The sequence below is a fragment of the Streptosporangium sp. NPDC049078 genome, from assembly GCF_040648855.1.
Classification (GTDB): Bacteria; Actinomycetota; Actinomycetes; order Streptosporangiales; family Streptosporangiaceae; genus Streptosporangium.
In genome coordinates, this window is record NZ_JBEZEL010000023.1 from 77,641 (window position 1) to 97,246 (window position 19,606).

Consider the following 19,606-nt stretch of genomic DNA (forward strand, 5'->3'; position numbering starts at 1 on the left):
TCCCTGCCCGCACATGCCCCCACGTCGTCACACCGGCTCCGTCGACCGGACCTTCTCGACCTCGTCGGCGGTGCCGCCCACTCCGGCAGGGACGTCCTTCTGGTCCGAGCCGTCCCCCTTGGCGGAGGTGCCCTCCTGAGCGAAACCGTCCGCGTGGCCGGGACCGTCCGCGTGGCTGTCCTCGTGGCCGTCCGCGTGGGCGGGACCGTCCGCTCGGGCGGGCAGGAGCAGGGCGGTGATGATCACGATCACGGACAGCGCCGCACCGATGATGAAGGCCAACCGCATACCGCCGAGGGTGGCGAGCACCTCCGTGGCTCCCTCAGATCTCAGGGCACCGGCTCGCGCGCTCATCACGGTGATCACAAGCGCGGTACCCATCGCTGCGGCGACCTGCTGCAACGTGCTCAGAATCGAGCTGGCGTGGGAGTAGAGCGGCGGCGGAACGGCCCCGAGCCCGAGGGTGAACACCGGTGTGAAGGCCAGGGCCAGACTCACCATCAGCAGCGCGTGCAGACCGAGGAGCTGCCAGAACGGCATCGTCATCGTGATCTGGGTGAAGCCGGTGAGCGCGAGCGTGATCCCGATCGCGCCGGGAACGACCAGCACCCGACCGCCGAACCGGTCGAACAGACGGCCGACGACCGGACCGAGCAGACCCATCGCGAGACCACCCGGCATCACGAGGAGCCCGGTCTGCAGGGCGCTGAGCCCACGGACGTTCTGGAGGTACAGCGGCAGCAGGATCATCGAGCCGAGCATCGCCATGAAGGACACCGACATCAGGATCAGCGCGACCGTATAGGTGCGGTATCGCAGGGTGCGCAGGTCCAGCAGCGGTATGTCGCGCTTCTGCAGCGACACCTGGCGGAGGACGAAGACGAGAATGGCGAGCAGACCCGCCGCCACGGTCGTGACGGCGACGGCGACGTCACCGCCCTCGAACCTGCTGAGCCCGTAGACCAGGCCGCCGAAACCGGCGGCCGCGGTCACCACGCTCAACCAGTCGATGGTGCTGACCTCGGGCTCCCCGACGTTCTTGAGCTGCCTCAGGCCACCCCACGTGATCAAGGCGGCGATGGGGAGCACCACGGCGAACAGCAGCCGCCAGGACCCGAAATTGAGGATCACTCCCGAGACCGCCGGACCCATGGCCGGCGCGACCGAGATGGCGAGGCTGACGTTGCCCATCACCCGGCCCCGCTCCGACCTGGGCACCACCTGCATCAACGTGGTCATCAGCAGCGGCATCATCACGGCCGTCCCCGACGCCTGGACGATGCGGGCGCCCAGCAGCACCTCGAACGACGGCGCGACGGCGGCCAACGCCGTGCCGAGCAGGAACAGGCCCATCGCGACGGTGTAGGCGCTGCGGGTGGACACCCGCTGCAGGAACCACCCGGTGATCGGGATGACCGCGGCCATGGTCAGCATGAAGGCGGTCGAGAGCCACTGCGCGGTCTGCTCGTTGATGTGCAACGCGTCCATCAACTGCGGGATCGCGTTAATCATGATCGTTTCGTTGAGGATGACCACGAATGTGGCGAGCACCAACAGCCGGATCACGGGCGGGGTGCGACCTGAACCAGCGGTCGCGGACTTGGCTGGTGAATCGAGCTGGAGGCTGGACACGGCTCCTCAATCGGGGTTGTCGAAGATGAGATCGGTGGCGTCGAACACGACGCGGTCATGGGGCTGGCGTCCCAGCCTCAGGTCTCGCAAGACGTTGCGGTCATGCAGAGTTTGACGCACACCACCGACAAAACTCATCGGTCGCCCCCAGCATTCCCGCGAACAGTGCGACATGTCACTCGATTTTCACCGGCGAACAACGCCCCGCAGATGACGTGTCGATCGCGACTGAGATGTGATCTCCTTACGCGAAGCTGGCCCCGTGAGCATGGATGAACTGCGTCTTCGCGTTGAGGAGTTGTCCCAGCGGTTCGGGATCAACCCACCTGACGTGGTCCACGGCGAACCGCCCCAAGGAGCGGACTGCATCCTGAAAAGACGCGGCAAGAACTCCCTGATCGTCATCGGAGCCGGCTTCGACACTCTGCCCAGGCAGGTACAGGACGCAGATCTCGCGTGGGCCGTCGCGGCATCCGACCGCACGCGCGTCCGTAAGGAAGGTGTCTCAGCTGCGACCTCGCTCGGCCTCGGCGCTGTGATCGGCCTCGTTGCAGCCCCGTTGATCTTCCTGTTCAGCTCACCCATCCCCGCCGCCGTGGTGGCGCTGATATTTTTCATCATGATCGGAATGCCGATCATGATGAGACAGCAGATCTACGCACTGGACCGCAGGGTGGCGGAGGTCTGTGGAAAAGAGATGCTCCATCGGGCCCTCACGTACTGGCAGGAGCACCCGCCTCGAATGCGAGGCCTCTACCGGCTCGTGTTGAAGGTGCAACCTTCCATGGCGAAACGAGCTGCCCGGCTGGCTCCTGCGAATATGTGAGGGCGACCGGCGCTCCCCACCGCATGAGCGACACCGTCGGCATCGATCACATCGTCACCGTCACGATCGCCGAAGGGCCTGCCTCACCTCCATCAGGGCGAATCCCAGCAGGTTCAGCCCCGGCCACAGCTCCGGTTTATCGGCTCGTTCGTCGTCGGCCGCCAGTCCGATCCCCCAGACACGATCGACGGGGCTCGCCTCCACCAGCACCCGCTCACCGGTGCCCAGCAGGAACTCCCGCAGATCGGCGTTCTGGCCGAACTTCGCGAAGTTGCCGCGAACCACCAGGTCAAAGCGAGCCGCCGTCCACTTCTCCTCGTCGAAGCCCCGTACACGTCGTCCGAGATCCTTGACCTGCCCGGGGTGATCGGCCGCCACGATCGCCGCCGCGCTCTCCTCGTCACCGAACAGCCGCGCCTTGCCCGCCATCATGAAGTGCTCCGCCGTACGGTAGACCACGCCGTCCACCACGAAGTCCGCCGGCCACCACTGCGATAGGCACCCGGCCCCTACCCCTCCGGAACGCGGCGGCCGATGCCCCCAGAACATCAGATACTTGATCCGCTCACCGCCCCGGGTCGCCTCGGCCAACCCCGCCACATCACGCGCCTCCACCGCCTTCGCCATGCACGCACCCTCCCAAACCCCCCGTGTCCCGCGCCAACCACTTTCCAAAGTGAAGCCCTCCGGTGACCGCGGCAGGGATGCGCGCCGCCCTGATCCGACGCGGCCCATGGGAAGTGATAACGAGTGCTAGCCTGCCCAAATGTCTGCGTACCTGGCGTTGAAACGTCGAGCAGCAGCCTCCGGACGCGCCGGGAAGGCCACGTGTTCGTCATAGGTCGTGCGAGATGACCGAGAGAAAAGAGTTGCGCGGCGGCGTGAACGTGGTGCGCCGGCACGGCGATGTCGTCCACCGACCGGCCTCGGCGGCATCACCGACGATCCACCGGCTGCTGCGGCACGTACGCGCGCAGGGCTTCGACGGCGCCCCCCAGCCGCTGGGCTTCGACGCCGACGGCGCGGAGATGCTGACCTTCCTGCACGGGGAGGTACACGAGGCGCTCCCGCCCGAACTGCGTACCCTCGAACTCCTCGACTCGGCGGCCACGCTGCTGCGCCGCTATCACGACGCCGGCGCCACGTTCGCGACCGCTCCCGGCGACCGGTGGTGGCTCCCCGCCCGCTCTCCCGTCGAGGTCGTCTGCCACGGCGACGTCGCACCCTACAACTGCGTGGTGCGCGACGGCCTGGCCGTGGGCTTCATCGACTTCGACGCCGCGCACCCGGGCCCGCGCCTCTGGGACGTGGCGTACGCGGCCTACCGGTTCGCCCCCCTGCACGCACCGGGCAACCCCGACGGCTACGGCGGCCCCATGGAGCAGGGGCGTCGCGCCGCCCGCTTCTGCCGCGTCTACGGCATTCCCGCCGACACGACACTCCTCGATGCCGTCGCCGACCGGTTGCGCGCCCTCATCGACCTCATGCACGATCAGGCGGAACAAGGCCACGAGGCGTTCCTGTCCCACATCGAAGACGGTCACGCCGACCTGTACGAGGCCGACATCCGCTATCTCGACGTGAACCGCGACACCCTGCTCGGTGCCTTCGACGACGAGTGACGGCGCCGCATGCCCTGCCACCGAACGTCGCGGTTCTGATGTGAATCGGTTCGGTCATGCCGGCATAGATCCACGCCCTGTCCTCGTCCTTGCTTGGTGACATCGCGAGGAGGACAGGTGGATCCAGGATTTGAGGCGGACTTCCGGAAGTTCGTCATCGATCGCTCAGGGGCGCTGTTCCGTACCGCGTATCTGCTGACCGGTGACCGGCACGCCGCCGAGGACCTGGTGCAGTCGGCGCTGGCGAAGACCGCCGCGAAGTGGCGCGGCCTGCGCGACACCGCGGCCATCGAGGGCTACGTCCGTCGCGTCATGTACCACGAGCAGGTGAGCTGGTGGCGGCGCCGTTCCCGTGTCGCGGAAGTGCCCACCGGATGGCTGCCCGACCAGATCGGCGAGGAGCACGCCGAGATGGTGAACCTTCGCCTGGTGATGCGTACGGCTCTCGCCCGGCTGACACCCCGGCAGCGGACCATTCTCGTGCTCCGTTACTTCGAGGACCTGTCCGAGACCGAGATCGCCCGGCTGCTCGGCCTCAGGGTGGGATCGGTCCGCAGCCAGATTTACCGGTCGTTGGAGCGCCTGAAGAAGGCGGCGCCTGAGCTGAGCACCGTAAGGGAGTTCGGATGAACATCGAGGATCTGCTGCGCGAGACTCTTTCCGACATGGCCCGTGAGGAGCAGCCGCCCCCGCCTGGCCGGTTCCTCCACGTCAACGGGAGCCGATCCCGTCGCCGCGGCCTCGTGCCGGCGGCGGCAGCAGCCGTCGCCGTGCTGGCGATCGGATCCACGCTCGCGGTTCAGGGTCTGTCCTCACGGACGGCGACCCCCGGGGTTCTCACCGGGCAGGGCTCCGGCGAGACACGTGCGGAGACCCGGATCACCGTGACGGTGAACGAAGGACAGCGGCTCTCCGGTGTCTTGAAGGATCTGTCGACCGCCACCGGCAAGCCGCTGAAGGAGTTCGAGCGGGCCGCCGAGGACGGTGAGGCGCTCGGCCTTCCCGCCTACGCCAAGGGCAGGCTGGAAGGATTCGCCTTTCCCGCGACCTATGAGATCTCGCCCACGTCGAGCGCCGACGAGATCCTCGCCGCGATGGTGACACGCTTCAATCGCGCCGCCGAGGACGGCGACCTGGTGGACGGTGCCAGACGTGTCGGCCGTACGCCACTGGAGATCCTGACCATCGCCAGCATCGTCCAGGCCGAGTCGGCCGGCAGGCGCGACATGCCCAAGATCGCGCAGGTCATCTACAACCGGCTGAACCACACGCCCGAGATGAATCTGCAGTTGGACAGCACGGTCCTGTACGGCCTGGACAAACTCGGTATCAGGGCCTCGAACGAGGATCTCAAGAGCCGGTCGCCGTACAACACCTACACGCACCGCGGCCTGCCGCCCGGCCCCATCGGCAACCCGGGCGCCGACGCCATCGAAGCCGCCCTGAAGCCGGCCGCCGGCCCCTGGTTGTTCTTCGTGACGACCGACCCGAAGAAGGGCATCACGAAGTTCGCCGCCACCGAATCCGAGTTCTTCGAACTGGTCGAGGAATACGACAGGAACCTCGGGACCGGGTGACGAAGCGCCGCGCCACAGTCCTCGGCTCACCAATCGGGCAAGCCGCCTCTCTTTGTACCTTCATCGGGTCGCGACGACGGAGTCGCTGCTCGGTCTCGTCTCGAGACTTTTGAAGGCACCGAACACGCCGAGTTCTGCCCGAACACCATCGGTTTCCGCGAATCCTGGGACGGCTCTCCGCCTGATCCCATGAAGGCTTCGGGGCTATGATTCCCGGATGTCTTTTAGAGCCGCCCTACCGTTTCTTCTGGCCGCTGGTCTTCTCGTCGGCTGTGGGGTGGTTCAAGAGAGCGGCGCGGGCAGAATTGCCTCTCCGAAACCGGTGACCTCGTCGGCGGAAACGATCCAGGGGCGTTGGTGGACCTGGGCGGCCTCGGAAGGCGAGAGCACGAACCCCGTGATGGACACGACCGGGGAGTTCTGCGACCGGAACCAGCCAGAGGACGTATGGTTCCTCGCCGGAACCTTCGGCGGTACCTCGCAGCGGACATGCAGGGTTCCCGCGGGGCGACCGATGGTGTTCCCGCTGGTGAATCGGCTCTGCTCCGAGGCGAAATGCGAGGAGTTCATGAACATCGCGGAAGGCGGAGCCACCCTCGACGGCGAGCCGGTCACGCTTGAACGGATGGAGGACGACGACGTCATCGTGACCGGGGTGGCGGACAACCCTCTGACGGGCGAGGCGGGAAGGACCAGATCCTACGCTTGCGGCATCTGGGCGCGGCTCCAGCCACTGCGGCCCGGTCGTCACACACTGACCATTCGCGGATCCGCCGGCGACTTCCACACAGGCGTTGATTACACACTCGTCGTCGAGACCGCGCCACAAGCGTGAGTGCATTCTGATATTTCAACGAATGGTCGATGAAGCCCAGCGACCATCACCTCGTCTGCAACCAAGAAAACGCGGTCCGCATTGTGCGGGCTGGAGGGCGATGCCGAATTCTTGGATGAGGCCGCCGACGGAGGGGATGCGTTCTCACTGCCCGCGCCGCAAGATGCGGATCGACTCTTCGACGGTGGCCGGCACTTGAAAAAGTCCCGGCCCGGAGGGCGGTGTCAGCCGATCCACGCGCCGGTGGTGAAGTTCCCGGTGTTGATCGCCATGACCGGGATCATGATGGCCATGCTCACCAGCCACACCCAAGGTCTTCGCACCCCCGCGACGCCGATGGCGATCCACAGGGGGAACCAGGTCAGCGACCCCCGGCCGATCGACATGTAGAACGACGACAGGGTGAGGAAGGACAGCACCTGGGGGGCGATGTACGCGAGCTCCGGCCACCTGCGCCGTACCGCGAGGCAGACGGCCAGCACCAGCAGCACCGCGGCCGAGATGATCTCCTCGTAGTAGGACGTGGTGAGCGAGGCGACGTCGTCGGACATGCTCCAGGTGTTGGCGAGCGCCTCCCACGGCCAGACGGCGTGCCGGCCCCAGAACCGGTCCTGCACCGAGTTGTAGGCCAGCCAGTCGCCGGTGCGGGTCCACTGGTAAAAGCTGTACAGCACGAGCGGCACACCGGGGAGCCCGAGCCAGGGCAGCAGGCGCCACCCGCCCGGGCGTTTGCGGCCGTTCTCCGCCACCAGGAACATGACGAGCAGACCGAAGGCCAGGAACAGGCCGGAGATACGCACCGTGGCCGCTCCGGTGGCCAACAGCGCGGCGTCCTCCCAGCGGCCGTTCCTGGCGAACAGCCACGCCGAGACGGCCAGGGCGAGGAACAGCGCCTCCGAGTAGCCGGAGTACAGGAACACGGCGAACGGGCTGAGGAACAGCGCCGCCACCGTGTACCGGCCGCTGCCTGCCGCGTACGTCTCGGCGAGCCGCGACAGCATCACCGCGAGCACCGCGCTGGCCACCAGCGAGATGATCATCGTGGCCAGCCGGCCGTCCTCGACGACCGGCCGCATCATCCTGATCAGTATCGCCATGCCGGGGAAGAACGCCGGCAGCTTCTCGGCGTCCTGCATGCCCGGGGGGCCGTCGTAGCCGAACTGGGCGATGGCGATGAAGTTCTCGGCGTCCCAGCGGGTGAACCGGTTGAGGAAGGGGTCGGTGGTCCGGCCAGGGCCGGCCAGGTAGGCGTAGATCAGCACACCGACGTGCGACAGCGCCCATAGGAGCAGGGCCAGCCGGTCGCCGGGGTCGGTCAGGAACCTGGGCACCCACCGCCGCCCGGCCACCTCGTCGGTCGACTCGCCGGTCGTCTCGTCGGAAGTCTCGGCGGTCGTCTCACTGGAGGTCTCGGCGATCGTCTCGCCGGGACCTGCGCCGGGTTCCGCGTCAGCCGGTTCCCGCTCCGGCTCCGTGATCTCCACCGGTCCGGCGGGCGCGCGATCAGTCACGCGAGAATCCTTATATAGCCGCAAAATCCGGGCAACCGGTTGCCCACAGCATGATCCTTCCGCGCCGGCCCGTCCCCGCTCGTCTCCTGCGAAAACCACTTCCGCCCGGTGGCGGGACGCCCCACCCCGCCGTGAAACTTCCACGCGGTGCCGGCCGCCGTGCCCGCCGTGAAAGGGGAATGTCACGCCCTCGTACCGCAGATGCAGGGCGTCCCCTGGTCGGCGTGCGCGAGGTTGTGGCAGTGGTTCGTCCACACGCCGCCGTCAACGACCGGCTCACCTGCCTTTGGAACAGGTTCTAGGCCTTGCGGGCCAGGCCGCCGTAGTAGGTGTGGTACAGCAGGGCGTTCTTGACGAAGAAGCTCGGCTCGGCACGCCACTCGGGGAGCGGGACGAGGCCAGGTTCGACCAGTTCGAAGTCGCCGAAGTACTCCGTGATCTCGTCCGGGGTGCGCCAGCGGCCGGTGCCGAGGTTCTCGTTGAAGAGCTTCTCGACCGTCGTGGCCTGCTGGGACGCCGCCGGGTGCGCCTCACCGGGATTGCAGAAGTGCGAGATCGCCACGAAGCTGCCGGACACCAGCGGGGCGCGCAGCGTGGCCGCCACTCCCGCGGGATCGTCGTCGTCGTGCAGATGGTGCAGGATGCTCAGCATCAGCAGCCCCACCGGCTCGCTGAAGTCTATGAACCTCTTGACCTGGTCGTTCTCCAGGATCGACCGTGGGTCGCGAGCGTCCGCCTGGATGACCGTCGTGCTGTCGTCGGCGGCGAGCAGCGCTCGCCCGTGGACCAGCACCATGGGGTCGTTGTCCACGTAGACCACTCGGGCCGCCGGATCGACCTCCTGCGCCACCTGGTGCACGTTGCCCTGGGTGGGCAGGCCGGAGCCGATGTCGATGAACTGCCTGATCCCCCCCTCGGCCACCATGTGGTGCACGACCCGCCGCAGGAAGGCCCGGTTGTCCTGCCCTGCCTGCTGGGCTCCTGGGGAGATCTTCATCGCCGCCTCGGCGACCTGCCGGTCGATGGCGAAGTTGTCCTTGCCGCCCAGGAACCAGTCGTAGACCCTCGCGATGCTGGGCTTCGTCGTGTCGATCTCCGCAGGCAGCTGCCCCTTGTTCAGCGTCGTCTCGTTCCCGTCTTCGCCGCGTTCGGACACCTCGCCACCTTCGCTTCGATCGGGGTCCGCTTGATCGCGGAGGACTTTGCCGATAATAACGCCGAATCCCTCTAAAGGCAGTATGTAGCGACAAGCTCACCCACAAGCGCTGAAATCGTGATGCGCTCATAGCTCTACAAAAACCGCGAATCGCTCAATCAGCCGGCTTTCCCTATACGTATCGTCGGCCTCTGCGCGATCGAGGTCATGGTGTCGCGCACCTGTCCACCACCTCTGTGGACGCGACCCCGCCGTAGGGGCGGATGAGTCCGCGCGACACCCGGCGGTCGCCCCTGACCCCGACGAGCCCGACGAGCCCGACGAGCCCGACGAGAAGGAGCGTGCCCCACCGCGGAAGGTGTCGTGACGGCGCCCAGCGGGTTGTGGGCCATCACAACGAACGTCCTCCCAGTGTTGGTGTGCGGGCCTAAGACACCCGTCGCACGTTCTGGCAGCCTCGATCTCAGCGGTTGAACGGAATTCGTCGAACGATCCGGCCGCGTCTTTTCCGGCCAGGTCAACGGTGATTTCCGGCCGCGTATCCAGAAGGAGGAGATCGTGGGCTTCGACGAGCGGAACGCACCCGGCGGCGGATGGCCTCGCCCCGTGATCCCCCGAATCGGGGCTCGGCTCAGTTACGCCCTCCACCCTTTCCTCGCCGCGAATCCCGTGTACCGGAGGGTCGGTGCCTGGCTCGAACGCAGGCAGCGGGCCTATCGCTGGTTCACCCGCGCGGAGCGGGTGGCGAAGGAACAGCTGTACGGATGCCGCATGTGCGGTCAGTGCGCGTTGCCCGACACCGGCTACACCTGCCCGATGACCTGCCCGAAGCAACTGCGCAACGGCCCATGTGGCGGAGTGTCCGCCTCCGGCCGCTGTGAGGTCCATCCCGATCTGGTCTGCGTCTGGGTGACCGCGATCGAGCGGGCGCAGGGCGGCGGGCACGGCGCCGACCTCGACCTGCTGCAGCGTCCGGTCGATCACCGCGCGTGGGACCGCAGCTCGTGGGTGAACTACTGGCAGGGCCGCGATGACGGGCTGGGGGTGGCGCCCTGCCCGGACGACCCCCGCCCGCTGCTGCGGCGCGAGCTGGGGTTGAGTCCGCGATGAGCGCCGAGCCGGCGGGAGGTGGGCTGCGCGCCGCGTTCGCCGCCGGCAGGTTCGCCGTCACCGCCGAGATCGGCCCGCCCAGAGGGGCCGACGCGGAGGCGGTCACCCGTAAGGCGGAGCTCCTGCGGGGCTGGGTCGACGCCGCGAACGTCACCGACAACCAGGGGGCGAACGCCCGGATGTCGAGCTTGGCGGGCAGCCTGCTCGCCCAGCGCGCCGGGGTCGAGCCGGTGATGCAGCTGACCTGCCGCGACCGCAATCGTCTCGCCCTGCAGTCGGACCTCCTCGCGGCCGGTGCCCTCGGCATCCCGAACGTGTTGCTGCTCACCGGCGACCACCCCCGGTTCGGTGACCATCCCGAGGCCAAGCCGGTCTTCGACCTCGACGGTGTGCAACTCGTCTGGACCGCGCGAACCCTGCGGGACGACGGCGTGCTCATCTCCGGCAGGGCCGTCTCCCCCCGTCCGGCCTGGTCGATCGGCACGGTCGAGAACCCGTTCGCGCCTCCGCTGGGGTTCCGGGCCCGCCGGCTGGCCAAGAAGGTGGCCGCGGGTGCGGAGTTCGTCCAGACGCAGTACGTGTTCGACTTCGACATATTCGAACGGTGGATGGCCGACCTGCGGGATCTCGGCGTCACCGAACGCTGCAAGATCATCGCCGGTGTCGGCCCCATCCGCTCGCTGCGCGCCCTGGAGTACATGCGCACCTCCGTCCCCGGCGTGCATGTTCCCGACCACGTTGACCGGAGGCTGCGCGGGGTACCCGCCGACCGGGTCGCCGAGGAGGGGATCCAGATGTGCGTGGAGACCGTGCAGCGGCTCGCCACGATCCCCGATGTCGCGGGCGTCCATCTCATGGCGCTCGGCTACGAGCACGGCGTGCCCGACATCCTGCGGCGGGCCGGTGTCCCCCGGCCGCCGACCGCGCTTTCCGATCACAACCGCCACCACTCCATGGAGGGCATCGGTCATGCTCGTTGACTTCCGGCCTCACTCCAAACTCAGCGGCACGAGTTCCCTGGACCTGATGACCTCGCTCGCGCCCGTCGTCGAGGCGTTGCGGGAGGGCTCCACGGACCTCGACAAGGTCCGGTTCGTGTGCGACTGGGTCCAGTACAAGTCGAACTTCCGCGAGGTGGTCGACGTCCGGCCGATCCTGCAGTGCCCGCAGCCGAGCGCGAGGCCCGGCCCCGCCATCGTGCCCCTGGGCGCCAGGGACGACGCCGTGGAGATCGCCGTCGACGTACGGCGCAGTGCCGTCATCTCCCTTGAGGAGGTCACCGCGGCGCTGCGGCGGGGGAGCGCGAACGGCCGCGTCCTGCTGGAGGACTGGGGTCCCGGCAGCCGCAGCCGCGTCTGGGAGTTCAACGCCCGCTACTGGAAGGACCTGGACCTGTGGGAGAAGTCCACCGGGCGAGGGTACGAGCAGGCGCTGCCGGGCGGTGAGAGTGACGCGCACAACCGCGACGCCGCACGCGACGTGATCGGTGACCTCTTCGAGGTCTGGGATGCGCTGGCCGACGGCGACGCCCTGCCCGAGGAGCTGTACGTCGTCGAGCTCGGGGTGGGCAACGGCAGCCAGGCGAAGGTCTTCCTGGACGAGTTTCGCGCCCTCGACGCCGAGCACGGACGCGGCTACTACCGGCGCCTGCACTACATGATGTGCGACTACTCCCAGCATGTGCTCGATCTGGCCCGTGAGGCGGTCGATGAGCATCGGGCGCGGATCAGCTCGTTCGTGCTCGACGCGACGACGCCGTGCACCTCGCTCGGCTTCCTGAAGTACAAGGTCTTCCTCGTCTACATCTCCAACGTCTACGACAACCTGCCGACCGACGAGGTCGCCCAGCTGGGCGGCCGAACCTACCGGGTGGAGACCCGCGCCTACCTCGACGACGCCACCGTGACCGAGCTCGCCGAGTCGGTGGGGGCCTCGGTGGGCGAGCTGCCGGCTCTGGTGCACAGGCTGCTGCGGCTGGGGCCGGGGCTGCTGGCCGAGACCGACCCCACCCGCTTCGCCGACGTGGACGCCGCCGTCTCCTTCTGGCGGACGGTGTGGGGCATGGTCAGGCTGGAGGAGCGGTACGTCCCGCTGGCCGGCCTCGACCTCTACTCCCTCGCGCCGTCCATGAGCGGGGAGCTGCTGCGGCCCCTGCTCGAATCCGGCGCCGACATCCGCATGCACGTCAGCAACGGGGCGGTGGCGAGCTTCGCCGACAGCCTGCGGCTCCTGCATCCGTTCGGCAGGCTCGTCTGCCACGACCTGTTCGTCACCGACGTACACGCCTATCGGACCAACTTCCGGGGCCCGGGGAAGTACGAGGGGTCCGTCGTCAACTGGGTGAACGGGCCGCTGCTGGCGCATGTGGGCCGGCGTAACGGCTTCGACGTGCACTACGCGCCCTTCGCCCATCGGGCGGGCGGGAACATCGTCACGATGACGGCGCAGGTGAGGGACTGATGGCCGCGCTCCACCAGGCCGACCTCATGGGCCGCCTGCCCCTGCTTCCCACCAGCGTCGTGGGCTCCTACCCGGTTCCCGAGTGGATGGAGCGGTTGAAGACCGACTACTACCGCGGCCGGATGAGTTACGCGCAGATCCAGGACCTGCACGACATGGCGATCAAGGCGGCGCTCCGGGACCAGGAGATCGCCGGCATCGACATCGTGTCCGACGGCGAGCTGCGCCGCGACAACGACATCGACTACTTCCTCGCCAGGATGCCGGGGATCGACATCCCGCGGACGTCGAAGGACTTCTACTTCGACTACCACGAGGCCAGGGTCGTCGAGCGGCTGCCGCCCGCGGCCACGGCAACGCTGATGCTGGCCGACGACTTCTCCTTCACCACCGAGCAGACCTCCGATCCGGTCAAGTTCTCCTTCACCGGGCCGTTCTCACTCTCTCGGCGGGTGCGGAACGAGGCGTACGACGATCCCGGCGATCTCGTGATGGCGATCGCGCGCGTGCTCAACGCCGAGGCGCGTGCCCTGGCCGAGCGCGGCGCGCGGCTGCTGCAGATCGACGAGCCCTTTCTGGCCGGCTACCCCGGCGAGGTGGAGACGGCGATCAAGGCCGTCAACGTCGTCACCGAGGGCGTCGACGTCACCTGGGCCCTGCACGTCTGTTACGGCAACCGCTACGCGCGCCCCTCGTGGGAGGGCCACTACGACTTCCTGTTCCCCGCCGTGCTCGACGCCGCCGTGGACCAGCTCGTCCTGGAGTTCGCACGCAAGGGGTACGCGGATCTGCCGGTGATCGACAAGTTCGGCTGGGACCGCACCATCGGGCTGGGCGTCATCGACGTCAAGTCCTCCGACGTGGAGACCCCGAAGGCGGTCGCGTCCAGGATCCGGAGCGCGCTCGACCTCGTTCCCGCCGACCGGCTGGTCGTCAACCCCGACTGCGGGCTGCGGAACGTCTCCGCGCCCGTCGCCAGGGCCAAGCTCGCGGCCATGGTCGCCGGCGCCGCCATGGTGCGGACCGAGCTGACCGGCGCCGCCACAGTACGGATCGAACCGACCGGCGCCCCCACGGCGCGAACCGAACCCGCCGGCGCCCCCACGGCGCGGACACCGGGCTGACCGGCGCCCCCGCGATGCGGACAGAACCGACCGGCGCCGCCCACCACCTGAACCCGCTCGAACCATCGCCCGAGGAGCCTGAGCAATGACCCGATTGGGAATCGACGACGACTACGTGTTCACCTCCGAGTCGGTGACCGAGGGACACCCCGACAAGATCGCCGACGCGGTGTCGGACGCCGTGCTGGACGCGGCGCTGACCCTTGACCCCCACTCCCGGGTCGCCTGCGAGACCCTGATCACCACCGGCATGGTCGTCCTGGCGGGAGAGATCACCGCCCCGCGGTCGCTCGACTACACGCAGATCGTCCGGGACACCGTGAACGGGATCGGGTACGACGACGGGGCCTACGGCTTCGACGGCCATTCGTGCGCCGTTCTCGTGGCACTGGACAAGCAGTCACCCGACATCGCGCAGGGCGTCGACCTGGCGCACGAGCATCGCCGGGACCGCTCCGGCGACGAGTTCGACCGAGCCGGCGCCGGTGACCAGGGAATGATGTTCGGCTACGCCACCGACGAGACCTCCGAGTTCATGCCGATGCCGATCGCGCTGGCGCACCGGCTGTCCCGCAGGCTCGCCGCCGTCCGCAAGGACGGGACCCTCGGCTACCTGCGCCCGGACGGCAAGACGCAGGTGTCGGTGCGCTATCAGGGCGACGTCCCGGTCGGCGTGGAGCAGGTGCTGATCTCGACCCAGCATGCCGAGGAGGTCTCCCTGGAGCGGATCCGCGAGGATCTCTGGCGGCACGTCGTCACCCCTGAGCTGCCGGCCGAGCTGTACGACGCCGACGCGCTCCACCGGAGCCTGCTGGTCAACCCCACCGGCAGGTTCGTGATCGGCGGCCCGGTGGGTGACGCGGGACTCACCGGACGCAAGATCATCGTCGATACCTACGGGGGATTCGCCCGGCACGGCGGCGGCGCCTTCTCCGGCAAGGACCCCTCGAAGGTGGACCGGTCCGCCGCCTACGCGGCGCGTCACGTCGCCAAGAACGTGGTCGCCGCCGGGCTCGCCCGCCGGGCGGAGGTGCAGGTGGCGTACGCCATCGGGGTGGCCAGGCCGGTGTCGGTGCTCATCGAGACGTTCGGCACCGAGCGGGTGAGCCGTTCGCTGATCCGGACGCTGGTGGCCGAGCACTTCGACCTGCGGCCCGCCGCCTTCCGTGAATACCTCGGACTGCACAGTCCCATCTACCGCCAGACCGCCGCCTACGGACACTTCGGGCGTACGGACCTCGACCTGCCGTGGGAGCGGACCGATCGGGCCGACGCGCTCCGCCGGGCCGCCGCGCTGTCCGCCGACGCCGTCCCCGCGACGCTGTGAACGGGACGGACCCCGACGTCGGCCGGCTCGTCGTGTCCTGCACCGACCGGCCGGGCGTCGTCGCCTGCGTCTCGTCGTTCCTGTACCGGCGCGGAGCCAACATCGTGCAGTCCGACCAGGACTCCACCGGGCCCGCGGGCGGGCGGTTCTTCCTGCGCGTCGTGTTCCACCTGCCGGGACTGGACAAGGAACTGCCCCGGCTGGAGCGCGAGTTCCGGCAGGAGGTCGCGGCGCGGCTCGACGCGGACTTCCGGTTCCGCGCCGCCTCCGTGCCGACCCGGGTGGCGCTCTTCGTCTCGCGCTACGACCACTGCCTGCTCGACCTGCTGTGGCGGGCCCGCCGGGGCGAGTTGCCCGTCGAGGTGTGCCAGGTGGTCTCCAACCACCCGGACCTCGCCGAGGAGGTGTCCTCGTTCGGGGTGGCGTTCGAGCACATCCCGGTGACCAGGGCGACCAAACCGGAGGCCGAACGGCGCCAGCTCGACCTCCTGAAGGGCAATGTCGATCTGGTGGTCCTCGCCCGCTACATGCAGATCCTCTCGGGTGACTTCCTGGACCGGATCGGCGTACCGGTGATCAACATCCACCATTCCTTCCTGCCCGCCTTCGCCGGCGCCGGGCCGTACGAGCAGGCGAAGGAGCGCGGCGTGAAGATCATCGGAGCGACCGCGCACTACGCCACCGAGGAGCTCGACGAGGGGCCGATCATCGAGCAGGACGTCGTCCGGGTCTCGCACCGCGAAAGCGCGCGTGAGCTGACGCGACGCGGCGCCGACATCGAGCGGACCGTGCTGGCCAGGGCCGTGACCTGGCACTGCGAGGACCGTGTCCTGGTGAACGGCCGTACCACGATCGTCTTCTGACCCCGTCGGCCCGCAACAGAATCCACATCGAGGAGTAACCGTGCCCCCAGGGACGACCGCCGTGGTCGGATCGATCGCCACCGATCATCTGATGCACTTTCCCGGCCGCTTCGCGGACCATCTCGTGGCCGACCGGCTCGACCGGGTGTCGCTGAGCTTCCTGGTCGACGATCTCGTCGTCCGCCGTGGCGGGGTCGGCGCGAACATCGCCTTCGGGATGGGGGTCCTGGGGCAACGGCCGGTGCTGGTGGGGGCGGTGGGCGCCGACTTCGCCGACTACCGGGCGATCCTCGAACGGCACGGCGTCGACTGCGGTGGGGTCCTCACCGTCGAGACGGCCCACACCCCGCGCTTCACCTGCACGACCGACGACGACCAGTGCCAGCTCGCGTCGTTCTATCCGGGGGCGATGACGGAGACGAAGAACATCTCACTCGCCCCGATCGTGGAGCGGTACGGTGTCGGGCTGGTGCTGGTGGGGGCGAGCGATCCGGACGCGATGGTCGCGCAGACCGAGGAGGCGAGGGCGCTGGGCGTGCCGTTCGCCGCCGACCCGTCGCAGCAGCTTCCCCGCCTCGACGGTGACCGGTGCCGGGCCCTGGTCGACGGCGCCCGCTACCTGTTCACCAACGAGTACGAGCTGGAACTGCTGATCCGCAAGACCGGCTGGGACGCCGACGAGATCACCGGCCGGGTCGGCCTGCGGGTGACCACCCTGTCCGACCGGGGTGTGGAGATCGCCGGGCGCGACGGCACCGCGCTGCACGTCGGGGTGGTGCCGGCCAGGACGATCGCCGACCCGACCGGCGTCGGCGACGGGTTCCGTGCCGGTTTCCTCGCCGGTGGGAACGGCGGGCTGGGTCCGGAGCGGGCCGCTCAGCTCGGGGCGCTCGTCGCCACGCTGGTACTGGAGACGAACGGCGCCCAGGAGTGGACGATCGACGCCGACACCGACGTGGCCCGCCTGCGCGAAGCCTACGGCGAGGCGGCGGCGGCGGACATCGAACCGGTGCTGCGCGCCGCCCTGACCTGAGGCGGTGCCGCGTTCTCCCCGCCGCGTAGTCTTGTCGTGGCGCACCCTGTGCGCCACGAAGTGCGAGGAGATGCGGCATGCGAAGCATCGGGTACGTCGGCGTGCGGTCCGCGTCGGCGGCGGACTGGCTGGACTTCGGCCCGCGCGTCTTCGGCTTCGAGACCTACCGGCTTCCCGACGGCACGGTCCGGGTGCGCTGGTGCGACCGCTCGCACCGCCTCGCGATCCACCCGGGTGACTCCGACCGGCTGCTCTACCTCGGCTGGGAGATCGGCGCCGAGGAGTCGCTGGAGGACGTCGCGGCGCACCTGACCGCCGCCGGGTTCGAGGTGACGGCGGGCTCGGCACAACTGGCGGCGGCGCGCTCGGTCGAGCGGCTCGTCTCCTTCGAGGACCCGTTCGGCCTGCGGCACGAGTTCTTCGTCGGCCAGGAGGGGACGGCGGGCTCCTACCGGGGGCACCGGCCGACGTCACGGACGGTCACCGGAGCGCTCGGCCTGGGCTTCGTCGTGCTGCGGTTGCCGGACCTGCAGCGGGGGCTCGACTTCTACGCCGACGTGATGGGCATGAAGGTGTCCGACGCGATCAACCTCGGCGCGCACCTCGGTGAGATGTGGTTCCTGCGGTGCAATCCTCGCCACCACAGCATCGCCCTGCTCAACGGGGGCGAGACCCTCGGCCTGGAGCACCTGATGATCGAGGCGACCACGCTGGAGGAGGTGGAGATCGCCTGGGACCTGGCCAGGAGCGAGATGGACGCCTTCGTCAGCCCCGGACGCCGGCTGTCGGACAACATGTTCCTGTTCCGCGTGCGCACCTCCACCGGCTTCAACCTCTGTTACGGGTGGGGGGCGACCCAGGTCGACGACGAGGAGAGCTGGATCCCGCGTTACATCGACTCGTCGACCGGCGCCGGCATCGTCTATTCGGCCGCCGCCGCCGTGACGGCGGCCGATCCGTCCCCGGAGGTCGGGCGGCGGGAGTCCGGCGGGGACCTCACATGACCTCCCCACCGAGGACCCTGAGGTCCGGCACGGACCTCATATGCCCCCCGGCGAGGACCCGGAGATCCGGCACGGACCTCACATGACCTCCCCACCGAGGACCCGAAGGCCCGGCACGGACCTCACATGATCTCTCCGCCGAGGGCGTCGATGATCTCCAGAGCCACCTGTGCGGCGAGGCGGTCGCGATAGGTGTTCAGGTCCAGGCCGGTGATCTCCTCGATCCGGTGGATCCGGTAGGTGACCGTGTTGGGATGCACGTGCAGCAGTTTCGACGCGCGTTGCGGGCTGTTGTTCTCCCGGAAGTAGCACGTCAGCGTGGAGATGAGCTCCGAGTGGTGCTTCTTCTCGTGGCGCAGCACCTCGCCGAGGATGTCCGCGGCGAACTCGTGCAGCGTCTCGATGTCGGGCACCTGGAGCAGCAGGCGGCTGATGCCGAGCTTGTCGAAGGCGACCACGGCGCCGCGCCGGCCGAGCCGCCGGATCACCTCGTTGGTCCGCCGCGCCTCCTCGTACGAGCGGGCGATGTGCGCCGGTTCGCGGAACGCTCCACCGACGCCGATGGAGACGCCGACGTCGGGAAACAGCGCTCCGAGTCGTTGCACGCACAGGGTGCCGAGTTGCTCCGCCCGGGTGGTCGAGCCCGGCGTGGCGCTCTCGGTCAACACCACGACCACCTCGTCCGTGCGTACCGAGGTGATCGCGCCCGGGGACTGGGCGACGAACAGGCGGGCGGTCGCGCCCGCGGCGCGGTCGGCGATGAGGACGCTGCGCTGGGGGTCGCCCGTGGGCGGTTCGAGGATGACCGACAGGACGCGGTGGTCACGCTCGGTGTCGTAGCCGAGGTGCTGCGCCCAGCGCACGACCTCGTCGTTGTCGCGGCCCGACCCGGACAGCAGCCCTTCTACGAGGTCGTCACGCACCTGGCTGGCCGCCGAGACGATGACGCGCTCGCGGGCCAGGATGACCCCGCAGATCGTCGCGGCGTGCTCGGCGACCAGCAGGTCGATGTCCTCGCCCTGGTCGGGAGCCGCCTCGACGAGCGAGACGAGATAGGCGGGCACGGTGTCGCCGACGAAGATCGGGGCCACGACGCGGGCTCGGCCTCGCGCCGGATCGGGCAGCCGGAGCGGGTGGCGGGACTTGCCGGCGTTGGCGAGCATGTGCGCCAGCCGGGGGTGGATCAGGTGGTCGTGGACGTACTGGATGGCGCTGTCGTCGCTCTGGCCGGGTGAGGCCGCGGCGAGGATGCCCAGCTTCTGGCTGATGATGGCCACCGTCACGTCGGTCCGGTGCGCGACGAGGTGGGCGACCGTGCCGATGTCGGCGTCCTGGAGAACCAGGCCGGACAACTGGCGGTAGATCTCCACCAGGTCACGCAGGGTGCGGTTCTCCTGGCTGATCTCGGTGGACCCGCTGGTGACACTGGTGAGGCCGGTGAACGACGACTCTGCGGCCATGTGCGAATCCTAAGGTCGAACGCCGGGGTTGCCATGTGTGTGAGCACAAAGAGTACGTCGTCATCC

19 protein-coding genes are annotated in these 19,606 nt (G+C 68.7%); 13 read left to right on the forward strand and 6 right to left on the reverse strand.

All coding sequences use genetic code 11. From position 1 onward, the window contains the following. Positions 1-27: 27 nt before the first annotated feature. A complete protein-coding gene (locus tag AB0B90_RS33240) occupies positions 28-1,566 on the reverse strand; it encodes an MDR family MFS transporter (protein WP_350942262.1) in 1,539 nt (512 codons plus the stop codon). Between the two features lie 72 nt (positions 1,567-1,638). Further along, positions 1,639-1,770: a hypothetical protein gene (locus tag AB0B90_RS33245; RefSeq protein WP_350942260.1), complete on the reverse strand. Its 132-nt coding sequence runs from the start codon at positions 1,768-1,770 to the stop codon at positions 1,639-1,641. A gap of 124 nt (positions 1,771-1,894) precedes the next feature. Between AB0B90_RS33245 and AB0B90_RS33250 the strand changes: the two genes are divergently transcribed. Then, on the forward strand, positions 1,895-2,458 hold the full coding sequence (locus AB0B90_RS33250) for a hypothetical protein (RefSeq protein ID WP_362926290.1): 564 nt from the start codon (positions 1,895-1,897) through the stop codon (positions 2,456-2,458). A gap of 60 nt (positions 2,459-2,518) precedes the next feature. Here the strand turns inward: AB0B90_RS33250 and AB0B90_RS33255 are convergent, their stop codons facing one another. Then, a complete protein-coding gene (locus AB0B90_RS33255) occupies positions 2,519-3,007 on the reverse strand; it encodes an NADAR family protein (protein WP_350943534.1) in 489 nt (162 codons plus the stop codon). 302 nt (positions 3,008-3,309) lie between these two features. Here AB0B90_RS33255 and AB0B90_RS33260 point away from each other — a divergent pair, with 302 nt between their 5' ends. The 4 genes from AB0B90_RS33260 (at position 3,310) to AB0B90_RS33275 (ending at position 6,492) form a co-directional block, all read left to right on the forward strand. Then, positions 3,310-4,080, forward strand: a complete 771-nt coding sequence (locus AB0B90_RS33260) for a phosphotransferase (RefSeq protein ID WP_362926291.1) — start codon at positions 3,310-3,312, stop codon at positions 4,078-4,080. 117 nt (positions 4,081-4,197) lie between these two features. After that, the gene (locus tag AB0B90_RS33265; protein ID WP_350942257.1) at positions 4,198-4,710 is read left to right on the forward strand and encodes a SigE family RNA polymerase sigma factor; all 513 of its coding nucleotides are present in this window, start codon (positions 4,198-4,200) and stop codon (positions 4,708-4,710) included. Further along, complete coding sequence (gene mltG, locus AB0B90_RS33270) at positions 4,707-5,657, forward strand: endolytic transglycosylase MltG (RefSeq protein ID WP_362926292.1); 951 nt, start codon at positions 4,707-4,709, stop codon at positions 5,655-5,657. The genes AB0B90_RS33265 and mltG overlap by 4 nt, the downstream gene beginning before the upstream one ends. Before the next feature lie 217 nt (positions 5,658-5,874). Then, positions 5,875-6,492, forward strand: a complete 618-nt coding sequence (locus tag AB0B90_RS33275; protein WP_362926293.1) for a signal protein — start codon at positions 5,875-5,877, stop codon at positions 6,490-6,492. Positions 6,493-6,716: 224 nt separating this feature from the next. Here AB0B90_RS33275 and AB0B90_RS33280 read toward each other — a convergent pair whose 3' ends face one another. Both AB0B90_RS33280 and AB0B90_RS33285 read right to left on the reverse strand, forming a co-directional pair. Next, complete coding sequence (locus AB0B90_RS33280) at positions 6,717-8,003, reverse strand: mannosyltransferase family protein (protein WP_362926294.1); 1,287 nt, start codon at positions 8,001-8,003, stop codon at positions 6,717-6,719. Positions 8,004-8,301: 298 nt separating this feature from the next. Continuing rightward, complete coding sequence (locus AB0B90_RS33285; RefSeq protein ID WP_350942253.1) at positions 8,302-9,159, reverse strand: SAM-dependent methyltransferase; 858 nt, start codon at positions 9,157-9,159, stop codon at positions 8,302-8,304. 669 nt (positions 9,160-9,828) lie between these two features. On the opposite strand from AB0B90_RS33285, the gene AB0B90_RS33290 reads away from it, so the two are divergent. The 8 genes from AB0B90_RS33290 to AB0B90_RS33325 all read left to right on the forward strand — a co-directional run bounded on the left by AB0B90_RS33290 (position 9,829) and on the right by AB0B90_RS33325 (position 18,080). Then, a complete protein-coding gene (locus AB0B90_RS33290; protein ID WP_362926295.1) occupies positions 9,829-10,269 on the forward strand; it encodes a methylenetetrahydrofolate reductase C-terminal domain-containing protein in 441 nt (146 codons plus the stop codon). Next, entirely contained in the window at positions 10,266-11,249 is a 984-nt protein-coding gene (locus tag AB0B90_RS33295; RefSeq protein WP_350942250.1) for a methylenetetrahydrofolate reductase, read from the forward strand. The genes AB0B90_RS33290 and AB0B90_RS33295 overlap by 4 nt, the downstream gene beginning before the upstream one ends. Next, positions 11,239-12,729 (forward strand): hypothetical protein, encoded by a 1,491-nt coding sequence (locus AB0B90_RS33300; protein ID WP_350942248.1) that lies wholly within the window; start codon positions 11,239-11,241, stop codon positions 12,727-12,729. Before AB0B90_RS33295 ends, AB0B90_RS33300 begins: the two co-directional genes overlap by 11 nt. After that, positions 12,729-13,853: a hypothetical protein gene (locus AB0B90_RS33305; RefSeq protein ID WP_362926296.1), complete on the forward strand. Its 1,125-nt coding sequence runs from the start codon at positions 12,729-12,731 to the stop codon at positions 13,851-13,853. Before AB0B90_RS33300 ends, AB0B90_RS33305 begins: the two co-directional genes overlap by 1 nt. Before the next feature lie 85 nt (positions 13,854-13,938). Continuing rightward, on the forward strand, positions 13,939-15,180 hold the full coding sequence (metK, locus tag AB0B90_RS33310; RefSeq protein ID WP_350942246.1) for a methionine adenosyltransferase: 1,242 nt from the start codon (positions 13,939-13,941) through the stop codon (positions 15,178-15,180). Then, a complete protein-coding gene (gene purU / locus AB0B90_RS33315; RefSeq protein WP_350942244.1) occupies positions 15,177-16,043 on the forward strand; it encodes a formyltetrahydrofolate deformylase in 867 nt (288 codons plus the stop codon). Before metK ends, purU begins: the two co-directional genes overlap by 4 nt. A gap of 91 nt (positions 16,044-16,134) precedes the next feature. After that, positions 16,135-17,076: a carbohydrate kinase family protein gene (locus AB0B90_RS33320; RefSeq protein WP_362926342.1), complete on the forward strand. Its 942-nt coding sequence runs from the start codon at positions 16,135-16,137 to the stop codon at positions 17,074-17,076. A 77-nt stretch (positions 17,077-17,153) separates the two neighbouring features. Further along, the gene (locus AB0B90_RS33325) at positions 17,154-18,080 is read left to right on the forward strand and encodes a VOC family protein (protein ID WP_362926297.1); all 927 of its coding nucleotides are present in this window, start codon (positions 17,154-17,156) and stop codon (positions 18,078-18,080) included. A gap of 122 nt (positions 18,081-18,202) precedes the next feature. On the opposite strand, the gene AB0B90_RS33330 is transcribed toward AB0B90_RS33325, so the two are convergent. Further along, positions 18,203-19,540: a helix-turn-helix domain-containing protein gene (locus AB0B90_RS33330; RefSeq protein WP_350942242.1), complete on the reverse strand. Its 1,338-nt coding sequence runs from the start codon at positions 19,538-19,540 to the stop codon at positions 18,203-18,205. Between the last annotated feature and the right edge of the window lie 66 nt (positions 19,541-19,606).